We start from the raw sequence: 19,876 nt of genomic DNA, 5'->3' as shown, positions 1-19,876 counted from the left end.
CTATCGTTACGAACAAATTGTTCGTTACTACATGGCCGGCATCGGATAGCCTCGCAAGAATGCACATTGAGGTGCGCCACGAACAAATCTGATCGTGCCCCACAAGACGAGACAGGCGATGAAGCGCATCAAGCTCCAAGCGGGAATGGCAAAGCCCGGATGGGACGATCCCGAGGATTGCCGCGCCGTGCTGCAGGTGCTCGACCGCATCGGCGACAAATGGACCGTAATGGTGGTCGGCGCGCTGGCGGACGGACCGATGCGCTTCAACGCCATCCTGCGCCTGATCGGCGCGTCGCATCGGATGCTAACGCTGACCTTGCGGGCGCTCGAGGCCGACGGGCTCGTCAAGCGCACCGCCTATCCGACGATCCCGCCCAAGGTCGAGTATGAGCTGACCAAGCTCGGACGCTCGCTGATCGCGCCGTTGCAGACGGTCGCGGCGTGGGCCAAGCGCCATCGTCCAGCGATGGAGACTGCGCGGGCAAAATTCGAAGCGGGCAAGACGGCGGCGCGCTGAACGGCCACCGGGTTCGGACGACTACGGCCACCATTGCAGGATTTCGGAATAATGGAAGTATGCTGCTGAGTTGCCCGACGTGTCAAGTCGCCGTGTCGAACATCGGCCACCCGGCGGCTACTTTGCATGGGGTTGTTTTCCAATATTTTTGCAATGGCCCTTCAAACCAAATTCAGATCCTTCGGCTTGATGCCAGTGAAGATGCGCTCGAGACTCGCCTGCTGCAGGCCGTAGACGTGCTGGATCAGGCCGGCGAAGAATGCCTTGTAGTCGGTCAGCACCGGAAAATCGCGATTCTGGAACAGGGTTGCCTGCGCGACCTGGACCTGCTCGCCGGCCATCCGTCCGCCATTGATGCCGCCGCCCATCACCCAATAGACGCTGCCATGGCCGTGATCGGTGCCGCGGTCGCCGTTCTCGCGGAAGGTGCGGCCGAATTCGGAGATCACCACCACGACGGTGTCGCGCCACATCGCGGGACCGATCTCCTCCGAGAAGCCGGCGAGTCCCCTGCCCAGTTCGCCGAGCCGATCGGCGAGATAACCCGTCGCCGCGCCCTGGTTGACGTGGGTGTCCCAGCCGCCGACGTCGACGAATCCGAGATTGAACTGCTCGCGCATCAGGCGACCGATCCGCCGCGCCGACAGCTCGAAGCCGCGCGGCGACACCGCGCCGCGGTTGGCCGCCATCATCTCCTCGGAGACCGATTTGTAGACGTCGTCGCGAACCCGAAAGCCTTCCGACACTGAATTGGCGAGATCGCCCTTCGCATACATCTCCCGGATCAGCCGCGCCTGCCGGTCGTCGACGCCGGGCTTGCTGACGCTGGCGATCCCGATGTTCGGAATCTGGTTCTGGCCGCGGAAGATCAGCGGCAGCTGGTCGGTGAAGGAGATCGGCTTCACCCGGGTCAATTCGGTCGCCAGCCGGCTCATGAAGCCGGAACGATAGTCGCGGCTGCCGCCGACCGCCTGCCCGAGCTCGATGGTGTCCTGGGTCTCGAAATGGCTGCGCGACAGGTCATCGCTGGTGCCGGCGAACGGAACGAAGGCGATCTCACGCTTGGCCCATAGCGGATAGATCGAATCGCGCAGCGCCGGATGCAACCCCCATCCGGCGTCAAGCGACAGCGCCGCATTCGGATTGCCGGCGTCGGGCCGCGCGACCGCAAGCGTCGGGCGCGAGGCGTAGTAGAACTCGCTGCCGACGGGCACCACCACATTGGCGGCGTCATAGGCGCCGCGCAGGAACACCACCAGCAGGCGCGCGTCGGTCGCGGGTGCCGCCCAGACCCGGCCGGCAAGGGTGAGCGAGGCGGAAGCAGCGAAGGCCTTGATCAGTTCGCGGCGGTTCATTGGCGAACCTCCCCTTTCAGTGCATGAACTCGGGTGACGACAGAAACAGCGTGTTCCAGTCCTGCGGCGAGACGGCCTGGTCGAGCGCGGCGAGCGTGGTCGGGCTCAGCGTCTGCCTGATGTTGCTGAAATAGAGTCCGTTCATGACCAGCGGAAACGCCGGCTGGTCGACGGCGTTGGGCTCGTTCGGCTTGAACAGCCCGGCCGATCCCGAGCCGACCGCGCGCGCGATCTCGAAACGCAACATCATCTGCCCCGGGCCGTTCCAGGCCGCCGACAGCATCGAATAGCCGTCGGGCGTCTCGTGATTGAACAGGCCCTCCGACAGGCGGTTGAGCCAGCCCTGGATCGGCAGCGTGTTGAGGACGACCTTGTTGTCGTAGGCGAGCCGCACCGACGACATCACGTAGAGCATCGGGTCCTTGAACTTGGCACCGCCCTTCAGGCTGGCGGCGAATTCCGGCGCATGGACCAGCGTCGACATCACGGCTGCGATATCGCCATCGGTCTTCTCGAAGGTCTGCGCCATTTGGCGCACAAGCGTATCCGGGGGATTATCCGACACGAAATAGGTCGCAAGCTGCTTCGAGACGTGCATGGCAGTTGCAGGATGATGGCAAAGGATGTCGAGGGCCTCGTCGACCTCGGCGAGACCGCGGCCCTTGATCTGATGGCCGAGGAAGGTCTTGTCGCCAAAATCGTGGCGCGCCGGATTGAACTCGAAGGCGCCCTCGCGGACCAGCTGGGATTGCTGCTCCGGCTTCAGCTTGGGATCTTCCGGTTTGAAGTCGATGCCGACGCCGGTGAGGATCCGCGCCAGCGCCTCGACGTCGGCCTGGGTGTAGCCGGAGCCGACGCCCATGGTGTGCAGCTCCATGATCTCGCGGGCGTAGTTCTCGTTGAGGTGACCGGCGGCATTATCGGCATTGTCGAGGTAACGCAGCATCACCGGATGATGCAGCGTCGCCGACAGCAGGGTACGGAACTTGCCGAGCGCGTTGGCGCGGATCGCGCGATCCTCATAGTCGCCGACCAGCACGCGGATGTTGGATTTGTACTGGTGGACGTTGAAGTGGTTGAACCAGAACCAGGTCAGCCGTTCGCGCAATTGATCCGGCGCATAGAGCGCGTGCAGGATGGTACGGGCCGCGGCCTGCCGGGCGCGGTCGTTCATGGCCTGCTGATAGACTTGCTGCGCCGCCTTGCGCTGCTCCGGGTCGGCGACCTGGTTGGCGGATTTGCCCTGCTGGTCGAACGAGACCGCGATATCGAACGGGAAGCGATGCACGTCCGGCATCGCCTCGATCTGCGCACGCACGGCAGCCGGTAATACGGAGGTGGCCGGATGCAACTGCTCCTGCAGCCAGCGTTCGGTGCCGATCTCGCGCAGATGCGCCGCGCTCGAGGCGCTGACGCCCCAGGTCAGGCGATCGAGCAGCGCGATGTCCTGCGCCGTGAGTTCGGCCGCCCGCGCCGGCTGATGCAACGTCACCAGCCCCGCGATCGCACCGATCACCAGTTTCGCGACTGTCCGCGATCCGAGTATGGCCGTGATGCTCATGAAGGCTGACCTGCTCGGCTCATGGTGTCATGCCCTCAATGTTTACACTTGCCGGGAGGACATGCCGGCGCGGCGCGTGGGGCGGGTCTCGGCGGCGGAGCTGCGCGTTGCGCCTGCATCGCCGGCCGTGGCGGCGGCGCAGCGCGCGGAGCCGGTGCGGGTGCCGGACGCGGCGCAACGGCGGCCGCGCGGGGCGGCGGAGGTGCGGCGCGCGGCGGTGGTGCAGCCCGCTGTGGCGCGGGCCGAGAGACCGGCGCCGGCGACACCGCGGCATGCGCGGGTGCCGAACGCGCAGCCGGCGTCGGCCGCACCGATGTCGCGCGATTCGCAGGCGACTGGACCGTTGCAGGCTTCACGTTGCCAGTCGGCGCGGTCGCGGCACGGTTGAGCTGTTGCCTTCCCGGCTTGCCGGCGGTCGCGGGCGAGGCAGGCGTATTTGTCGCCGGGGCCGTCCCGGGCTTGGTCGGGGGAGCCGGTTGCGCATTGGCAGGCGCCATCGCTGTCGCCGGCTTGGCAGGCGTGAGCGCATTCGGCTTTGCGCCAGATTGCGCGGTGCCAGGTTGGGTCGTGCCAGGTTGCGTGGTGCCCGGCTGCACGGCGCCATGCCGCTGCGTGGCGTTGGCCGGCGCGGTCGCCGACTGCGGCAGCGGCGGTCCGTTCTTTGCGCCCGGCAAAGTGTGCGCAGCCGGCGCGCCCATTGCGTTCGGCGCGGCGGCTGCGTTCGGTGCGGCGCCCGGAGCTCCCATCGCCGCGCCTTGTGCCGGCGTCACACCTTGCCGACCGGCCGGCTGGGCCAGGTTGGCGCGCTGCGCCGCCGCCGCCGGCAGTTGCGGTGCCGCCGTGACCGGCGCACCGCCCATTGCCGCCGTCACCCCGGCCGCATGGAGCTGCGCCGGCGTGGGATTCGGGTTGTTGATGACCGTGTTGATGACCGTCGTGTTGTGGATGTTGTTGAACACGATGTTGTTCTGCGGCGGCACTACGTAGGCCGGCGCGGCGACATAGGCCGGCATCGCCACGAAGAACGGCGTCGGCAGCACGAACAGGCCGATCGGCGGCGGTGGCGGTGGCAACACGACGAAGTCCGGCGGCGGCGGCGGCAGGAAGAACAGCGGCGGCGGTGGCGGCGGCGCGAAGGCGAACACCGGATCGCTATAGTAGAGCACCGGACGATCGACATAGACGATCTCGTCGGGCGGCGGCGGCGGCACGTCGTAATCGAGCGCCGTGAATTGCGGCGGCGGCTCCAGCGCGGCCGACAGATAGGAGAGCCGGCGCCTTGCGTCGTAGGCATGCGGCCCGCGCGGATAACGCCGCAGATACGACCAATACGCATCGGGCGTGTCGGCGTTGTAGGTGCGCCGCCAGGTGATGGCCTCGCGCCGCGCCGCGACGATCGCGCGCACCCGCTTGGCCAGCGGGTCGGTCGGATAGGCCTGCAGATAATCCTCGTAGCCTTGCAGCGTGTCGCGCTCCAGCGCCGCGGCATAGGCATCACGCGCCGGGAAATCGCGGATCGGCTTGGTGCGCAGTCCGGCATCGACCTGCTGCGGCGGCGCATCCGGCTTGCGCTCGAAGAACATGAAGGGCGCGTCGACCTTCTGGGCGTTCCACGGAATCTCGGCGCCCTTGGTCATTTCGTTGACGCGGAGGCGAACGCGGTCGAACACCTCGGGCAAGGTGAGGCCGCCGGCGCGAATCATTTCCGCCAGCGCCTGCGCGTAGGGCCCGTAAGGCGGCGCACCGTCGGGCGCGACGGTGCCGGGCGCCGAATTGAACGCGATCAGCATCTTCGGATCGGGATCGACCAGCGCAAGGCCGCCGGCCAGCGGCTGGCCGTCCTTGGCGAAGGGATTGCTGCGCGCCGCATCGAGCACGATCACGCCGGCCTTGATCGGCAGCGCCGAGAGCTGATGGCTGTAGTCCGAGAGGCGAATCGCCTCGACCGGCACATCGGTGTCGCGGGCGATCTTGGCGTCGACCGGCACGAAGTAGTTCTCGCCGGTAAGCTGCACGCCGTAGCCGGAGAGGTAGACGAAGGCCACCGCATTGGGCCCGGCGTCCTGCACCTTCTGAATGAAATCGCGGAACGACTTGCGGAGCGTCTCGGCGTCGAGATCGCGCGCCCCGACCACGTCGAAGCCGGCGGCCTGCAAGGTCTGCGCGATCAGTCCGGCATCGTTCGCCGCGGTTTGCAGCGCGCCGGCCTGATAGGCGCCGTTGCCGACCACGAGCGCAAGTCGTTTCTCCTGATCCTCCGCATGGACGGGAAGTGACGCGAGCGACACCAGGCCGACGATCAATGCCCACAAAATTCGCGCCATGGCGGCTGTCCTTTTTTCTTCCCGGAAACGGGCATGTCGGATGGAAATGCTACTTCCGTGAATGTGCGCTGAACAGGATTGCGGCAATTGTGGCAATCCTTGGTCTGCACGCTGCCGGGCAGCAGGAACCGGCTTCCCTGGCCCACGCCAGTCAGCGATATTGTGCAGATAAAACAGGCAAAAAAGGAGCACTCGATGCCAATCGCCGGACAAGGCATGCTGCTGACCTCGATGGATATCGACAGCTTACACGAAGCTGAATTCAACCGCTGGTACGATCGCGAACATCTCGAAGAACGAGTCGCGATCGACGGTTTCCTCGAGGCCCGTCGCTACGTCGCCCATGACGGCAAGCCGAAGTATCTGAGCCTGTATTCGACTGCGACCTTCGACGTGCTCGAGAGCCCGGCCTATCGCAAGGCGCTCGCCAACCAGACCGACTGGTCGAAGGCCAACATCGCACGCTTCAAGAACATGATCCGCGGCGTCGCGCGCATCACGATCAGCCGCGGCGTCGGCCGGGGCGCAGCCCTTGGCATCATCCGCCTGCGCCCGCCGGCAGAGGGCGCCGACAAACTCCGCGCTGTATTGCGGGAGCACCTCGATCCCGCCGCGCGCGACGGCATCATCTCGATGCACCTGCTGGAGAACGATCCGGTGCTGTCGAAGCCGCTGACACCGGACGCCGACAAGGCCGATCCCGGCGCCGGCGACTGGTTCGTGCTGATCGATGCCACTGACGTCAGCGCGGTGCCTGCGGCCTTGTCAGCCATCACCGGCAATAATGCAGCTTTGAAGCCGCTGGTGGTCATCAGCGGCGTCTACAGGCTATTGTGGGATATCGCAAAGAGCGACCTGCCGCGCAGCTGACGGCGCTGCTCGACGCGCGCTTTGGCGGCGCAGTCATGCTGCACCGCCGCATAACGCAATCGAGATTAACGCTGAGCGCACATCAGCCGCGCGAAAGCAGATGATCGGACAATTTAGCCTTTGCCTTCTCTGGAACGGCTCTAATAAGATAAGCCTATGATCCAATTCAAAAACCAGAACAACGCCACATGAGCGTTCGTCGTCAACGATAAGGCCGCGCGGTCAGGCATTTTCGCGCGGGTCAAAGGTAGGAATGAAACCGACTGATATCTCGGCGCCGGATTACTTTCATAAAGTAGTCGATTGCCAATGGGCCTGTCCCGCACACACCCCTGTTCCCGAGTACATCCGGTTGATTGCTGAGGGGCGTTACAGCGACGCCTACATGATCAATTGGAAGTCCAACGTGTTCCCCGGCATTCTCGGGCGCACCTGCGACCGTCCGTGCGAGCCCGCGTGCCGCCGCGGCCGGGTCGAGGACAATCCGGTCGCGATCTGCCGCCTGAAGCGCGTCGCCGCCGACTTCAAGGACGACATCAAGGATCGGCTGCCGAAGCCGGGTCCGAAGAACGGCAAGCGCATCGCGCTGGTCGGTGGTGGTCCCGCCTCGCTCGCCGTGGCGCGCGATCTCGCCCCGCTCGGCTATCACTGCACCGTGTTCGACGGCGATCCCAAGGCCGGCGGCATGATGCGCAGCCAGATTCCAAAATTCCGCCTGCCCGACAGCGTGATCGACGAGGAGACCGACTACATCCTCGACCTCGGCGTCGAGTTCAAGGGCGGCCAGCGCGTCGACAGCCTGAAGCAGCTGCTCGCGGAGAACTATGACGCGGTCTTCGTCGGAAGCGGCGCGCCGCGCGGCCGCGAACTCGACATTCCCGGCCGCAAGGAAGCCGCCGCCAACATCCATATCGGCATCGATTGGCTGGCCAACGTGTCGTTCGGCCATGTCGACAAGATCGGCCGCCGCGTCATCGTGCTCGGCGGCGGCAACACCGCGATGGATTGCTGCCGCACCGCGCGCCGCCTCGGCGGTGAGGCCGTCAAGGTCGTGGTCCGCTCCGGCTTCGAGGAAATGAAGGCCTCGCCGTGGGAGAAGGAAGACGCCATCCATGAGGACATCCCGATCCTCAACTACATGGTGCCGGTGGCGTTCAAGCACGTGGCCGGCAAGCTGATCGGCGTCATCTTCCAGAAGGTGCGGGCCGAATACGACGCCAAGGGCCGGCGCAATCTGGTGCCCTCGGGCGAGCCGGACGAGACCATCCCCTGCGACGATGTCCTCGTTGCGGTCGGTCAGGAGAATGCGTTCCCCTGGATCGAAGCCGATTGCGGCATCGAATTCGACAAGTGGCACATGCCGAAAGTCGACCCCAAGACGTTCGTCTCGACCAATCCGAAGGTGTTCTTCGGCGGCGACGCGGCGTTCGGGCCGAAGAACATCATCTGGGCAGTGGCGCACGGCCACGACGCCGCGCTGTCGATTCACCGGATGCTGTCCGGCGAGGACATCAACGAGCGTCCGCTGCCCGAGGTGCACGTCTCTTCGCAGAAGATGGGCATCCACGAGTGGAGCTACGACAACGACATCTCCGCCGACAAGCGCTTCAAGGTGCCGCATCGCGACAAGGTGGTCGCGCTGAAGGACATCCGCGCCGAGGTCGAGCTCGGCTACGACCTCAAGCTTGCGCTCGGCGAGGCGCAGCGCTGCCTGAATTGCGACGTGCAGACTGTGTTTGCCGCGCCGCTCTGCATCGAATGCGACGCCTGCGTCGACATCTGTCCGATGGACTGCATCAGCTTCACCGAGAATGGCGAGGAGGATGATTTGCGGCAGCGCCTGAAGGCGCCCTCGCCGCATCACGATCAGGCGCTCTACGTCTCCGGCGACCTGAAGACCGGCCGCGTCATGGTGAAAGACGAAGACGTCTGCCTGCATTGCGGATTGTGTGCCGAGCGCTGCCCGACCGGCGCCTGGGACATGCAGAAGTACCTCATCGATATGGTTCAAGCGGGATCAACATGTCAGTCCAAAGCCCGATCAGCAGCGTAAACGACTTCGTCGTCCGCTTCGCCAACGTCAACGGTTCGGGCTCGGCTTCCGCCAACGAGCTGTTCGCGCGTTCGATCCTGCGCCACGGCGTACCGGTCTCGCCGCGCAACATCTTCCCGTCCAACATCCAGGGCCTGCCGACCTGGTATGAGGTGCGCGTCACCGAGGACGGCCACCTCGGCGCCCGCGGCGGCGTCGACATGATGGTGGCGATGAACCCGCAGACCTGGGACAAGGACATCGCCTCGATCGAGCCCGGCGGCTATCTGTTCTACGATTCGACCAAGCCGATGCCGTCGTCGAAATTCCGCGAGGACATCACCGTCATCGGCGTGCCGCTGACCGCGATCACCAACTCCACCTACACCGATCCCAGACAGCGCCAGCTGTTCAAGAACATCATCTATCTCGGCGCGCTCTGCGCCCTGCTCGACCTCGATCCCAAGCTGGTCGAGCAGCTGATCGGCGAACAGTACAAGGGCAAGGAGAAGCTCTTGTCCTCCAACGTCCACGCGCTGCATCTCGGCCGCGACTGGGCGCTGCAGAACCTGAAATGCCCGCTCGGGCTGCGGGTGAAGAAGTCCGACAAAGTCGGCGACCGCATCTTCATCGAAGGCAACAGCGCCGCCGCGCTCGGCGCCGTCTATGGCGGCGCCACCGTGTGCGCCTGGTATCCGATCACTCCGTCGTCGTCGGTGGCAGAAGCCTTCACCAGCCACTGCAAGAAGTACCGCCACGATCCCGAGACCGGCAAAGCGAAGTACGCGATCGTGCAGGGCGAGGACGAGCTCGCCTCGATCGGCATCGTGATCGGCGCCTCCTGGAACGGCGCGCGGGCCTTCACCGCGACCTCGGGTCCGGGCATCTCGCTGATGACCGAGTTCATCGGCCTGTCCTATTTCGCCGAGATCCCGGCCGTGATCATGAACATCCAGCGCGCCGGCCCCTCGACGGGCATGCCGACCCGCACCCAGCAATGCGACGTGATCGCCTGTGCCTATGCTTCGCACGGCGACACCAAGCACGTGCTGCTGTTCCCGGAAGATCCGGCCGAGGCGTTCGAGTTCGCCGCCGCCGCCTTCGATCTCGCCGAGCGGCTGCAGACCACGATCTTCCTGATGCTCGATCTCGACATCGGCATGAACCACCGGCTGTGCCGCCCGCTGAAGTGGGACGATGCCAAGCAATATGACCGCGGCAAGGTGATGACGGCGGAGATGCTCGAGGAAGGCCGCGACTTCGGCCGCTATCTCGACGTCGATGGCGACGGCATCCCCTATCGCACCTATCCCGGCACGCATCCGACCAAAGGCTCCTACTTCACCCGCGGGACCTCACGCGACCGCTACGCGCGCTATTCCGAGGAAGGTGCCGTCTACGCCGACAATATGCAGCGCCTGGTGCGCAAGTTCGAGACCGCGCAGGACATGGTGCCGCGGCCGCTGCAGGCCAATGCGGCGAAGCCGACCAAGTATGGCGTGCTGTATTTCGGCTCGACCTCGCCCGCGATGGACGAGGCGATCGGGATTTTGGAGGCGCGCGGCCATCAGCTCGACCGCATGCGCATCCGCGCCTTCCCGTTCCACTCCAGCGTCGCAAGCTTTATCGCCGACCACGACTTCGTCTACGTGGTCGAACAGAACCGCGACGCCCAGCTGCGTCAGCTGATCGTCAACGAGAACGGCATCGACCCCGTCAGATTGGTGCCGATCCTGCACTATGACGGCACGCCGATCACCGCGCGCTTCATCGCCAATTCGATCGGTGACCACCAGGATCATCTCAAGGTGACCCCTCTCCGCAAGGCCGTGACATGACCTACATTGCAAAGCCGAAGTTTCATCACCCCGGCCTGAAGAAGAACGAGCTGGGCTATACCCATCGCGACTACGAGGGGAAGATCTCGACCCTGTGCGCCGGTTGCGGCCACGATTCGATCACCGCATCGATCATCGAGGCCTGCTACGAGCTCTCGATCGAGCCGCACCGGGTGGCGAAGATTTCCGGCATCGGCTGCTCGTCGAAGACCCCGGACTACTTCCTCGGCAATTCGCACGGCTTCAACTCGGTGCATGGCCGGATGCCGTCGGTGCTGACCGGCGCCAACCTCGCCAACCGCGACCTGATCTATCTCGGCGTCTCCGGCGACGGCGACAGCGCCTCGATCGGCTTCGGCCAGTTCGCGCATTCGATCCGGCGCGCCGTCAACATGACCTACATCGTCGAGAACAACGGCGTGTACGGCCTGACCAAAGGTCAGTTCTCGGCCACAGCCGACCGCGGCTCGAAGTCGAAGAAGGGCGTCACCAACACCGACAACGCCATCGACCTGGTCGCGATCGCCTTGCAGCTCGGCGCCACCTTCGTGGCGCGCAGCTTCTCCGGCGACAAGACGCAATTGGTTCCCTTGATTGCCGCTGCGATCCGCCACAAGGGCGCGTCGTTCATCGACGTAATCAGCCCCTGCATCGCCTTCAACAACCACGCCGGCTCGACCAAGAGTTTCGACTATGTCCGCGAGCACAATGACGCGGTGAACCGGCTCGACGTGCTGGTCGGCCGCGAGCCGATCAGCGTCGACTATGCGCCCGGCACCGTGCAGGTGGTCGAGCAGCATGACGGCTCCAGGCTGGCGCTGCGCAAGCTCGACGCCGACTACGATCCGCATGATCGGCTCGGCGCCCAGACGTTCCTGCAGAAGCACGCGGCCAAGGGCCAGATCGTCACCGGTCTGCTTTACGTCGATCCGGATGCCGAGGATCTGCACACCCATCTCGACACCGTCGAGACGCCGCTCAACACGATGGACGAACAGGCGCTGTGCCCCGGCTCGGCCGTGCTGGACAAGATCAACGCCAGTTTGCGGTAAGCACTAATTCTCGCCGTCCACAAGGACGAGCAACAAACTCGGTGTCGTCCCTGCGAAAGCAGGGACCCATAACCACTGATGCTGATTGTCGAGCTACGCTGGAACGACGGGTCCCATTCACAACAGAAGCCGCGGCGTATGGGTCCCTGCTTTCGCAGGGACGACAGCGGAATTGGTGGCCGCCACGTGTCGCTCAACCGTAGGGTGGGCATAGGCGCGCAGCGACGTGCCCACCTTCACGTGACGTGCTCGCGATGGTGGGCACGCTAACGCTTTGCCCACCCTACGGTCCCTACGGACCTCGCATTCAAGCCGCTACTTGTCGCTCAGCACGTCGCCGAATAACGCCCAGGATTTGCCGTCGAACCGCGCCATCTGGATCTGGCGGATCGGCGTCACATTGTCGGGCTCGGTCTGTACCTTGATGCCCGGCAGCAACATCGGCAGTTCGAGCGCCTTCAGATTGGTCGCCTGTTTGATGATGTTGTCGCGGCTGTAGTCGCCGTTGCAGTTCTTCAGCACCGCCGCCATGACCTGCGCGACAGTGTAACCCTGCACGTTAAAGAGGTCGCCAGCGCTCGCGTTCGGCTGATACTTCTTCATCCAGGCTGCAAACTCCTTCTGCGCGGGATCGTCGGCCCAGCGCGGATCGGTCGGATCCTTCAAGTAGAGCCCGGTCACGACGCCGATCACGTTCTCGAGCCCCGCCGGCTCGAGCACCGCGGAGACCGAGTTGGAGACGGTCGGCAGGATCGTCAGCGGCTTCCAGCCCATGCTCGCCGCCTTGCGCAGCGCTTGCGCCGCGAATTTCGGTGTCGCTTCGGCGAAGAACACGTCGGCGCCGGACTCCCGCATCGTCACCATCTGGGAATCGATGGTCGGGTCAGTCGTGAGATACGTGGTCTCGGCGACGATCTGGCCGACGTGCTCGCCGAGCCCGTCCTTGAAACCCCTGAGATAGTCCTTGCCGGCGTCTTCGTTCGGCGTGATCACCGCGATCTTCGCGTCCGGCTTGGTCTTCAGGATGTACTTCGCATAGAGCCGGCCTTCGAGCTCGTAGGTCGGATTGAAGCCGACGGTCCACGGGAACTGCTTCGGATCGTTCCAGCGCGTCGCGCCTGACGACACGAACAGCTGCGGCACGTGCTTGATGTTGAGATACTTCTGAACCGAGATATTGGGCGCGGTGCCTACCGCGCTGAAGACCGCGAGCACCTCGTCCTGCTCGACCAGCTTGCGGGTCTGCTCGACGGTCTTCGACGGCGAATAGGCGTCGTCGAGACTCTCGAAGTCGATCTTGCGGCCGTTGATGCCACCCTGATCGTTGAGCATTTGGAAATACGCGGCTTCGGCGCGCGCGATGGTGCCGTAGGCCGATGCCGGACCGCTGTAAGGCGCGGTGTTTCCGATTTTGATCGCGCCTTCGGCTGCGATGGATGGCGAGATCGACCAGGCCGTGAGCGCGGTGAAGGCGAGCAGGCCCGCCAGGCGGGAGCGAGTTGACAAGAGCGTATCCTTTTCTTGGTTTTCTTGACGCGGCGCACATTATCCATCGTGCCCGCGCAGGCAATCACCAAGAGAGTCTCCGCGCTATTTCCGCATGCCTGCAATCGCGTTTCCGCGGTGATGCAGCTTCAAAACTCGCAGATGTGCCGAGAGGTTCGCCGAACGACACGCGCATTCCGCGCGGCGGTCCGCGCCGCGCTCATCTCCGCGAGCGCGACTTCCTCAAGCCGCGACCGCCGCCGCACGCGGGCTGACGACATATTCCTTCAGCACCTTGTCGGTGCCGTCGACTTCGGTCAGCGCGACGTCGTAGGTCCAGAGATCGGCGAGATGTTGCAGCACGCGACGCGTGTCGGTCTCGTTGAGCTGGGCGCCCTTCACGGTGGTGTGACGCAGCATCAGGCGACGATCACCGTCGAGATCGACGTCGATGACCTCGATATTGGCGTCGACGAAGCCGACATCGTATTGCCGCGCCAGCTCGCGGCGGACCCGGCGGTAGCCACGCTCGTCATGGATCGCATCGACCTTGATCCCCTGGCTTTCGGCAGGGTCGTCGTGCAGATGGAACATGCGGAAGCGCCGGATCAGCGCCGGGCTCAGGAACTGGTTGATGAAGCTCTCGTCGCGGTAGTTGCTCCAGATCTCGCGCAACACGCCTTCGACGTCGCCCTTGCCGGCAATGTCGGGGAACCAGTCGCGGTCCTCGTCTTCCGGATTCTTCACGATCCGCTCGATGTCCTGCATCATGGCGAAGCCGAGCGCGTAGGGATTGAAGCCGGAATAGCGGCGGTCGTCGAACTCGGGCTGGAACACCACATTGGTGTGCGACTGCAGGAATTCGAGGAAATTGCCGTCGGTGATCTGGCCCTGCTGATGCAGCCGGCTCATGATGCGGTAGTGGGTGTAGGTTGCAGTGCCCTCGTTCATCACCTTGGTCTGGCCCTGCGGGTAGAAGTACTGCGCGATGTGGCGCACGATGCGGATCAGCTCGCGCTGCCAGCCCTGCAGGCGCGGCGCGGTCTTCTCGAGGAAATAGAGAATGTTCTCCTGCGGCAGGCCGAGCAGCGCGCGGCGCCGCTCGGCGGTGAGCGCAGCCTTGCTCTTGGCCTTGGTGTTCGGCACCGTCCGCCACAGATCGTTGAACACGGCTTCCTCGTGCTGCCGGCGCTCGCCGGCGCGCTTCTCCTCGGCACGCAGGTCGAGCGTCTTCTTGCCGGGATAGCGATCGACGCCATGCGACATCAGCGCGTGCGCGGCATCGAGCGTCCGCTCCACCGTCTCGCGGCCATGGCGGTCCTCGCAGGCCGCAATGTAGCCCTTGGCGAATTCGAGATAGTCGAGGATGCCGTCGGCATCGGTCCACTGCTTGAACAGATAGTTGTTCTTGAAGAAGTGATTGTGCCCGAACGCTGCGTGCGCAATCACCAGCGTCTGCATCGTCGCCGTGTTCTCTTCCATCAGATAGGAGATGCAGGGCGAGGAATTGATCACGATCTCATAGGCGAGACCCATCAGGCCCTTGCGATAGGAGGCTTCCTGGAACGCGAACTGCTTGCCGAACGACCAGTGCTTGTAGAACAGCGGCATGCCGACCGAGGAATAGGCGTCGAGCATCTGCTCGGCGGTGATCACCTCGATCTGGTTCGGATAGACGTCAAGCCCGAGCTCGGTGCGCGCGATCTTCTCGCAGGCATCGTGAATCCGCTGCAGCGTCTGGAAATCCCAGTCGGCGCCCTCGAACAGCCGTTCGCCGGAAGACCCCATCAACTAAACCCTTTCCTGACTGGTGGTGCGGCGCTTGAACAGGTCCTGAAACACCGGGAAGATCTCGCCACGCTCGCTCACCTTGCGCATCGACAGCGGCGCGCCTTCGTTGCGCAGACGCTCGTAGAGCGTCCAGAGCGAGGAATCCGGCATGTCGAAGGTGTAGTTGGCGGCCTCGCCGACCTCGAGATAGGCAAAGAACTGGCAGACCGGCAGGATCTTGTCGGTCAGGAGATGACCCGTCATCCCGCTGTCGGAGGTCATGTTGTCGCCGTCCGAGGCCTGCGCCGCGTAGATGTTCCAGTCGGCGGGACGGAAGCGGGTGCGGACGATGTCGTTCATCGCGACCAGCGCGCTCGACACCAGCGTGCCGCCGGAGGCCGGTCCATGGAAGAACGTATCCTCGTCCACCTCCTCGGCGCGGTCGGTGTGCCGGATGAACACGATCTCGACATGCTTGTAGCGCCGCTTCAGGAACACGTAGAGCAGCATGTAGAACCGCTTCGCGAGGTCCTTCATGTGCTCGGACATCGAGCCCGAGACGTCCATCAGGCAGAACATCACGGCCTGCGCCACCGGCTTCGGCACCGTCTCGAAACGGCGGTAGCGGATGTCGATCGGATCGATGAACGGAATCCGCTTGGCCTTGGCCTTCAGCGCTTCGAGCAGCGTAAGCAGCTCGCGGCGGCGCGTCTCGTCTTCGCACTCGGCAAGCTCGGCCTCGAGCGCCTCGATCTCGTCCTTGCGCGGCCGGCGCAGCGCCACGCGGCGCGCCAACGCCCGGCTCACCGTGCGGCTGATCGAGATGTTGGCGGGCGAGCCCGAAGTCGCATAACCGGCGCGCTGGATGCCCTCGCTCTCGGTTTCCGCAAGCTTGCGCTTGGCGAGGTCGGGCAATTCGAGGTCGTCGAGGAAAAGGTCGACGAATTCCTCGCGGCTGAGCACGAAGCGGAAAGCGTCCTCGCTGTCGCCCTCGCCCGCGCCGGAGCCCTTGGCGCCGCTCTGGTTCGGGCGCTGCAGCCAGTCGCCCTCGACGAACTTCTTGTTGCCGGGCAGCACCATGTCACGGGTGCCGCCTTCGCGCCGGAACCGCGGCTCATCCATGCCGTCCAGCGGGATAGTCACCTCGCCGCCCTCCAGGACATCCTTGATGTCCCGATCCTGTGACGACTTCTTGACGGCCCCCTGCACCAGCGCCTTGGCGCGCCGCAGGAAGCGCTGGCGGTTCTCCAGGCTCTTGCTACCCGGATTCAACCGCCGATCGACGATGTGCATGACCACTTTGCATCTGCCTCGCGCCGGATGCGATCAGAGTCGCATCGCATTCTTGCTTGGACGGAACGGAAAGCCGGTTGTCACCGGCTTTCCCGGATCGTGCATCAGCCGGCCTGCTTCACCCGCATATACCACTCGACGAGCCGGCGGACCTGGCGCTCGGTATAGCCGCGCTCCACCATCCGCTCGACGAACTCGCCGTGCTTCTTCTCGGTCTCGCCGTCCTTCTTGGAGCCGAACGAGATCACCGGAAGCAGGTCCTCGACCTGCGAGAATATCCGCTTCTCGATCACGTCGCGAACCTTTTCGTAGGAGGTCCAGCTCGGATTCTTGCCGCCATTGTGCGCCCGCGAACGCAGCGAGAACTTGACAACCTCGTTGCGGAAGTCCTTCGGGTTGGCGATGCCGGCCGGCTTCTCGATCTTGGTCAGCTCCTGGTTCAGCAGTTCCCGGTTCATCAGCTGGCCGGTGTCGGGATCCTTGAAATCCTGATCCTCGATCCAGGCGTCGGCGTAGTCGACATAGCGGTCGAACAGGTTCTGGCCGTAGTCGGCGTAGGATTCCAGATAGGCCTTCTGGATCTCGTTGCCGATGAACTCGGCATAGCGCGGCGCGAGATCGGCCTTGATGAATTCGAGATAGCGCTTCTCGGTCTCGTCAGGCAGCTGCTCGCGGCGGATCGCCATCTCCAGCACATACATCAGGTGCACCGCGTCGGCGCCGACTTCTGTGGTGTCGTGGTTGAAGGTCGAGGCCAGCACCTTGAAGGCAAAGCGGGTGGAGACGCCGTCCATGCCCTCGTCGACGCCGGCAGCGTCCTTGTACTCCTGCACGCTGCGCGCCTTCGGATCGGATTCCTTCAGGCTCTCGCCGTCATAGACCCGCATCTTGCCGAACAGCGTCGAGTTCTCGTGCTTGCGCAGCCGCGACATCACCGAGAAGCGGGCCAGCGTTTCCAGCGTGGCCGGCGCGCACGGCGCGGCGGCAAGCTCGGAGCTCTGGATCAGCTTCTCGTAGATCTTCTGCTCCTCGGTGACCCGCAGGCAGTACGGGACCTTGATGACGCAGATGCGGTCGATGAAGGCCTCGTTGTTCTTGTTGGTCTTGAAGCTCTGCCACTCGGCTTCGTTGGAGTGCGCGAGGATGATGCCGGTGAACGGGATCGCACCGATGTTCTCGGTGCCGATGTAGTTGCCCTCCTGCGTCGCGGTCAGCAGCGGGTGCAGCATCTTGATCGGCGCCTTGAACATTTCGACGAACTCGAGCACGCCCTGGTTGGCGCGGTTGAGGCCGCCGGAGTAGCTGTAGGCGTCGGGATCGTTCTGGGCGTAGGTTTCGAGCTTGCGGATGTCGACCTTGCCGACCAGCGAGGAGATGTCCTGGTTGTTCTCGTCACCGGGCTCGGTCTTGGCGACCGCGATCTGGCGCAGCCGGGAGGGCTGGATGCGCGCGACGCGGAATTGCGAGATGTCGCCGCCGAAGGCCTCGAGCCGCTTGTAGGCCCAGGGCGACATCAGCCCGCTCAGCCGGCGGCGCGGAATGCCGTACTTCTCCTCGATCATCGGCCCGAGCTGCTCGGGATCGAACAGCCCGAGCGGGCTCTCGAACACCGGCGACAGCTCGTCACCCGCCTTCAGCACGTAGATCGGGTGTATCTCCATCAGCGCCTTGATACGCTCGGCGAGCGACGACTTGCCGCCGCCGACCGGTCCGAGCAAATAGAGGATCTGCTTGCGCTCTTCGAGGCCCTGCGCAGCGTGGCGGAAGAAGCCGACGAGGCGCTCGATCGTGTCTTCCATGCCGTAGAAGCCGGCGAAGGCTGGATACGACCGTATCGTACGGTTCAAAAAGATACGGCCAAGGCGTGGGTCCTTGGCCGTGTCGATCATCTGGGGCTCACCGATTGCCGCTAATAACCGCTCGGCCGCATTGGCGTATCGCATCGGATCACTTCGACACGACTCCAAATACTCGGCCATCGACATGTCGGTCTGGCTTCGCGCTTCAAACGACCTTGCGAAGGCGTTGAACAAAGAATCGTTGTACATGATCCCTCTCTCCACGATATGTATCGCCGCACGACTGACACGAGTCGCAACAAGAGCATCCTAGGATCGAATCAGCGTCGGCACGCTGGGTCCATTGGACACTCGACCGACTCACTTCGGCAATGCACGGCGCGTGCAGCCTCTGCCTTATCAACAGGCAGGAAGCTTAATGGTTCATCAATATCCCCCGTTGGTAGCCTGTTTTTAACGGTTGTAACCCCTCCGCCACATCCGTGGTTTAACGGGGCCCAAGCCTCCGAACAGGCTTCCGAAGCGGACATCCGAGCGGGGCAACTTCCCCGTCCGAAAATGAACGTTGGGCTTCCCTGAAAAGGTGTGGCTGTCTCGCCGTGGCGTCAAGATGCGCATTTCACGGACTCCACAAACAAAGGTTTATGTGCCCTTGAACGCGCCTCCTTGTCGCCGCGACTAAGGCAACGAGCCCGCGCAGTTCCGCGCGGCACCATTGCCGCGCTGTAGAGATGACACCTTGGAGGCGCAGGCTATTCCCGAGGCCGGTCATGAAGCCCACTTTCCTTGTTGTCGCACTCGCAGCCGCCGCCTGTGCCGGCGCGTCGTCAGCCGTCCAGGCACAGGAAGGAGTCGACAAGACGGTCGACAAGGGCCTGGCAGCCGCCTTCGACAACAGGATGTTCGCAGGCCCGCCCGGCGCGAAAGCCTATGCCTGCTTCGTGCGGCGATACGATGCAAATCATCTCGCCCAGCATCCGAAGCAGAAGGTCAGGACGATGAAGCTTCTGGTGTCGGCCGAAGATGCACCGGAGGACAAGACCACCAACTATTCATTCCGGCTCGGCGTCACCTACCGCCACCGCTCCGGCAATTTCGACTCCAGCGGCTACTGCAATCACGCAATCGCGACCGAATCCGAACAGGACATACACTTCGAATGCGGCGTGGATTGCGAAGGCGGCGGTATCAGCGTGGCCTTGTCGAAGGACGATAAATCCGCGATCGCACGCCTCGCCAGTATCCGGATGTGGAATCGCAACAAGCCCGACGATGACGCGGAAGAAGCGCTGGTCGCGGGCGCCGACGACAAGATGTTTCGCGTCGATCGCGCGGACGTGAGCGAATGCGCCGAACTTGTGACTGACCGCAAGGAACTCGCCGCGCTTCGCCACAAGTGATAGACTTGATCAGATCAACAACAATTGCGCGAGGGACGCCATGCACCGACGCAGCATCCTGTGGGGCACGCTCTCAGCGCTCAGTGCCGCCTTCGCGGCGTCGCGGGCGCAGGCTGCCACCGAGGCAGCGCCGCAGAAGCTGAAGGTGGTCTACCACCTCGTCGACCTCGACAAGGTCAGCTTCGTGATCGGCAATATCCAGAACCATCTCGACGGCGTCGGCGGCCCCGGCAACGTGACGATCGCGCTGGTGGTCCACGGCCAGGCGCTAAAGGCGTTTCATGCGTCCGGCGCCAACCCCGACCTGTCCAAGCGGGTCGGACAGTTCACCCGGGATGGCATCGAGCTCGCCGCCTGCGGCAACACCATGAAATCGCAGAACATCACCCTCGCCGACCTGCTCCCGGGCTTCGTCTCCGCCGAGCGCGGCGGCGTGGTCCGCCTCGCCGAGCTGCAATCCCAGGGCTACCTCTACCTGCGTCCCTGACGTTCGGTCGCGCACCGCAACGCGTCATAAAAATGTGCTGAGTTCGGGGTCTGCTCGGACCGCGTCCGAGGGGATCGAACTGTTGTGAGT

The 19,876-nt window shown here is 64.1% G+C and carries 14 protein-coding genes; 7 read left to right on the top strand and 7 right to left on the bottom strand.

Annotation, left to right across the window (positions count from 1 at the left end; translation table 11 throughout):
* Positions 1-118: 118 nt before the first annotated feature.
* Entirely contained in the window at positions 119-520 is a 402-nt protein-coding gene (locus JQ616_RS32310; protein WP_212021848.1) for a winged helix-turn-helix transcriptional regulator, read from the top strand.
* Between the two features lie 161 nt (positions 521-681).
* Here the strand turns inward: JQ616_RS32310 and JQ616_RS32305 are convergent, their stop codons facing one another.
* The 3 genes from JQ616_RS32305 to JQ616_RS32295 are packed head-to-tail and all read right to left on the bottom strand — an operon-like array spanning position 682 to position 5,760.
* Entirely contained in the window at positions 682-1,875 is a 1,194-nt protein-coding gene (locus JQ616_RS32305; RefSeq protein ID WP_212021847.1) for a DUF1501 domain-containing protein, read from the bottom strand.
* Positions 1,876-1,891: 16 nt separating this feature from the next.
* The gene (locus JQ616_RS32300) at positions 1,892-3,436 is read right to left on the bottom strand and encodes a DUF1800 domain-containing protein (protein WP_212021843.1); all 1,545 of its coding nucleotides are present in this window, start codon (positions 3,434-3,436) and stop codon (positions 1,892-1,894) included.
* Positions 3,437-3,471: 35 nt separating this feature from the next.
* A complete protein-coding gene (locus JQ616_RS32295; protein WP_212021841.1) occupies positions 3,472-5,760 on the bottom strand; it encodes a caspase family protein in 2,289 nt (762 codons plus the stop codon).
* A gap of 195 nt (positions 5,761-5,955) precedes the next feature.
* Between JQ616_RS32295 and JQ616_RS32290 the strand changes: the two genes are divergently transcribed.
* From JQ616_RS32290 to JQ616_RS32275, 4 genes are all read left to right on the top strand, one after another.
* On the top strand, positions 5,956-6,630 hold the full coding sequence (locus JQ616_RS32290) for a DUF4286 family protein (protein ID WP_212021839.1): 675 nt from the start codon (positions 5,956-5,958) through the stop codon (positions 6,628-6,630).
* Between the two features lie 253 nt (positions 6,631-6,883).
* The gene (locus JQ616_RS32285) at positions 6,884-8,683 is read left to right on the top strand and encodes an FAD-dependent oxidoreductase (RefSeq protein ID WP_212021837.1); all 1,800 of its coding nucleotides are present in this window, start codon (positions 6,884-6,886) and stop codon (positions 8,681-8,683) included.
* Positions 8,653-10,500, top strand: a complete 1,848-nt coding sequence (locus JQ616_RS32280; RefSeq protein WP_212021835.1) for a 2-oxoacid:acceptor oxidoreductase subunit alpha — start codon at positions 8,653-8,655, stop codon at positions 10,498-10,500. The genes JQ616_RS32285 and JQ616_RS32280 overlap by 31 nt, the downstream gene beginning before the upstream one ends.
* Positions 10,497-11,552, top strand: a complete 1,056-nt coding sequence (locus tag JQ616_RS32275; RefSeq protein ID WP_100955583.1) for a 2-oxoacid:ferredoxin oxidoreductase subunit beta — start codon at positions 10,497-10,499, stop codon at positions 11,550-11,552. The genes JQ616_RS32280 and JQ616_RS32275 overlap by 4 nt, the downstream gene beginning before the upstream one ends.
* Before the next feature lie 315 nt (positions 11,553-11,867).
* Here JQ616_RS32275 and JQ616_RS32270 read toward each other — a convergent pair whose 3' ends face one another.
* The 4 genes from JQ616_RS32270 to JQ616_RS32255 all read right to left on the bottom strand — a co-directional run bounded on the left by JQ616_RS32270 (position 11,868) and on the right by JQ616_RS32255 (position 18,148).
* A complete protein-coding gene (locus JQ616_RS32270; protein WP_212021833.1) occupies positions 11,868-13,058 on the bottom strand; it encodes an ABC transporter substrate-binding protein in 1,191 nt (396 codons plus the stop codon).
* Between the two features lie 222 nt (positions 13,059-13,280).
* Positions 13,281-14,825, bottom strand: a complete 1,545-nt coding sequence (locus tag JQ616_RS32265) for a SpoVR family protein (RefSeq protein WP_212022377.1) — start codon at positions 14,823-14,825, stop codon at positions 13,281-13,283.
* A 3-nt stretch (positions 14,826-14,828) separates the two neighbouring features.
* Complete coding sequence (locus JQ616_RS32260; RefSeq protein WP_212021832.1) at positions 14,829-16,100, bottom strand: YeaH/YhbH family protein; 1,272 nt, start codon at positions 16,098-16,100, stop codon at positions 14,829-14,831.
* 104 nt (positions 16,101-16,204) lie between these two features.
* Entirely contained in the window at positions 16,205-18,148 is a 1,944-nt protein-coding gene (locus JQ616_RS32255; RefSeq protein ID WP_016844047.1) for a PrkA family serine protein kinase, read from the bottom strand.
* Between the two features lie 521 nt (positions 18,149-18,669).
* Here JQ616_RS32255 and JQ616_RS32250 point away from each other — a divergent pair.
* Together JQ616_RS32250 and JQ616_RS32245 are read left to right on the top strand one after the other, a co-directional pair.
* The gene (locus JQ616_RS32250; protein ID WP_212021830.1) at positions 18,670-19,299 is read left to right on the top strand and encodes a hypothetical protein; all 630 of its coding nucleotides are present in this window, start codon (positions 18,670-18,672) and stop codon (positions 19,297-19,299) included.
* A gap of 40 nt (positions 19,300-19,339) precedes the next feature.
* Entirely contained in the window at positions 19,340-19,786 is a 447-nt protein-coding gene (locus tag JQ616_RS32245; protein WP_212021828.1) for a DsrE family protein, read from the top strand.
* The last annotated feature ends 90 nt before the right edge of the window (positions 19,787-19,876 follow it).

Source organism: Bradyrhizobium tropiciagri (genome assembly GCF_018130545.1).
In the GTDB taxonomy this organism is placed as follows: Bacteria; Pseudomonadota; Alphaproteobacteria; order Rhizobiales; family Xanthobacteraceae; genus Bradyrhizobium; species Bradyrhizobium tropiciagri_A.
The sequence above is the reverse complement of the archived record's forward strand: the minus strand, read 5'-3'. Positions and strand labels throughout refer to the sequence as shown.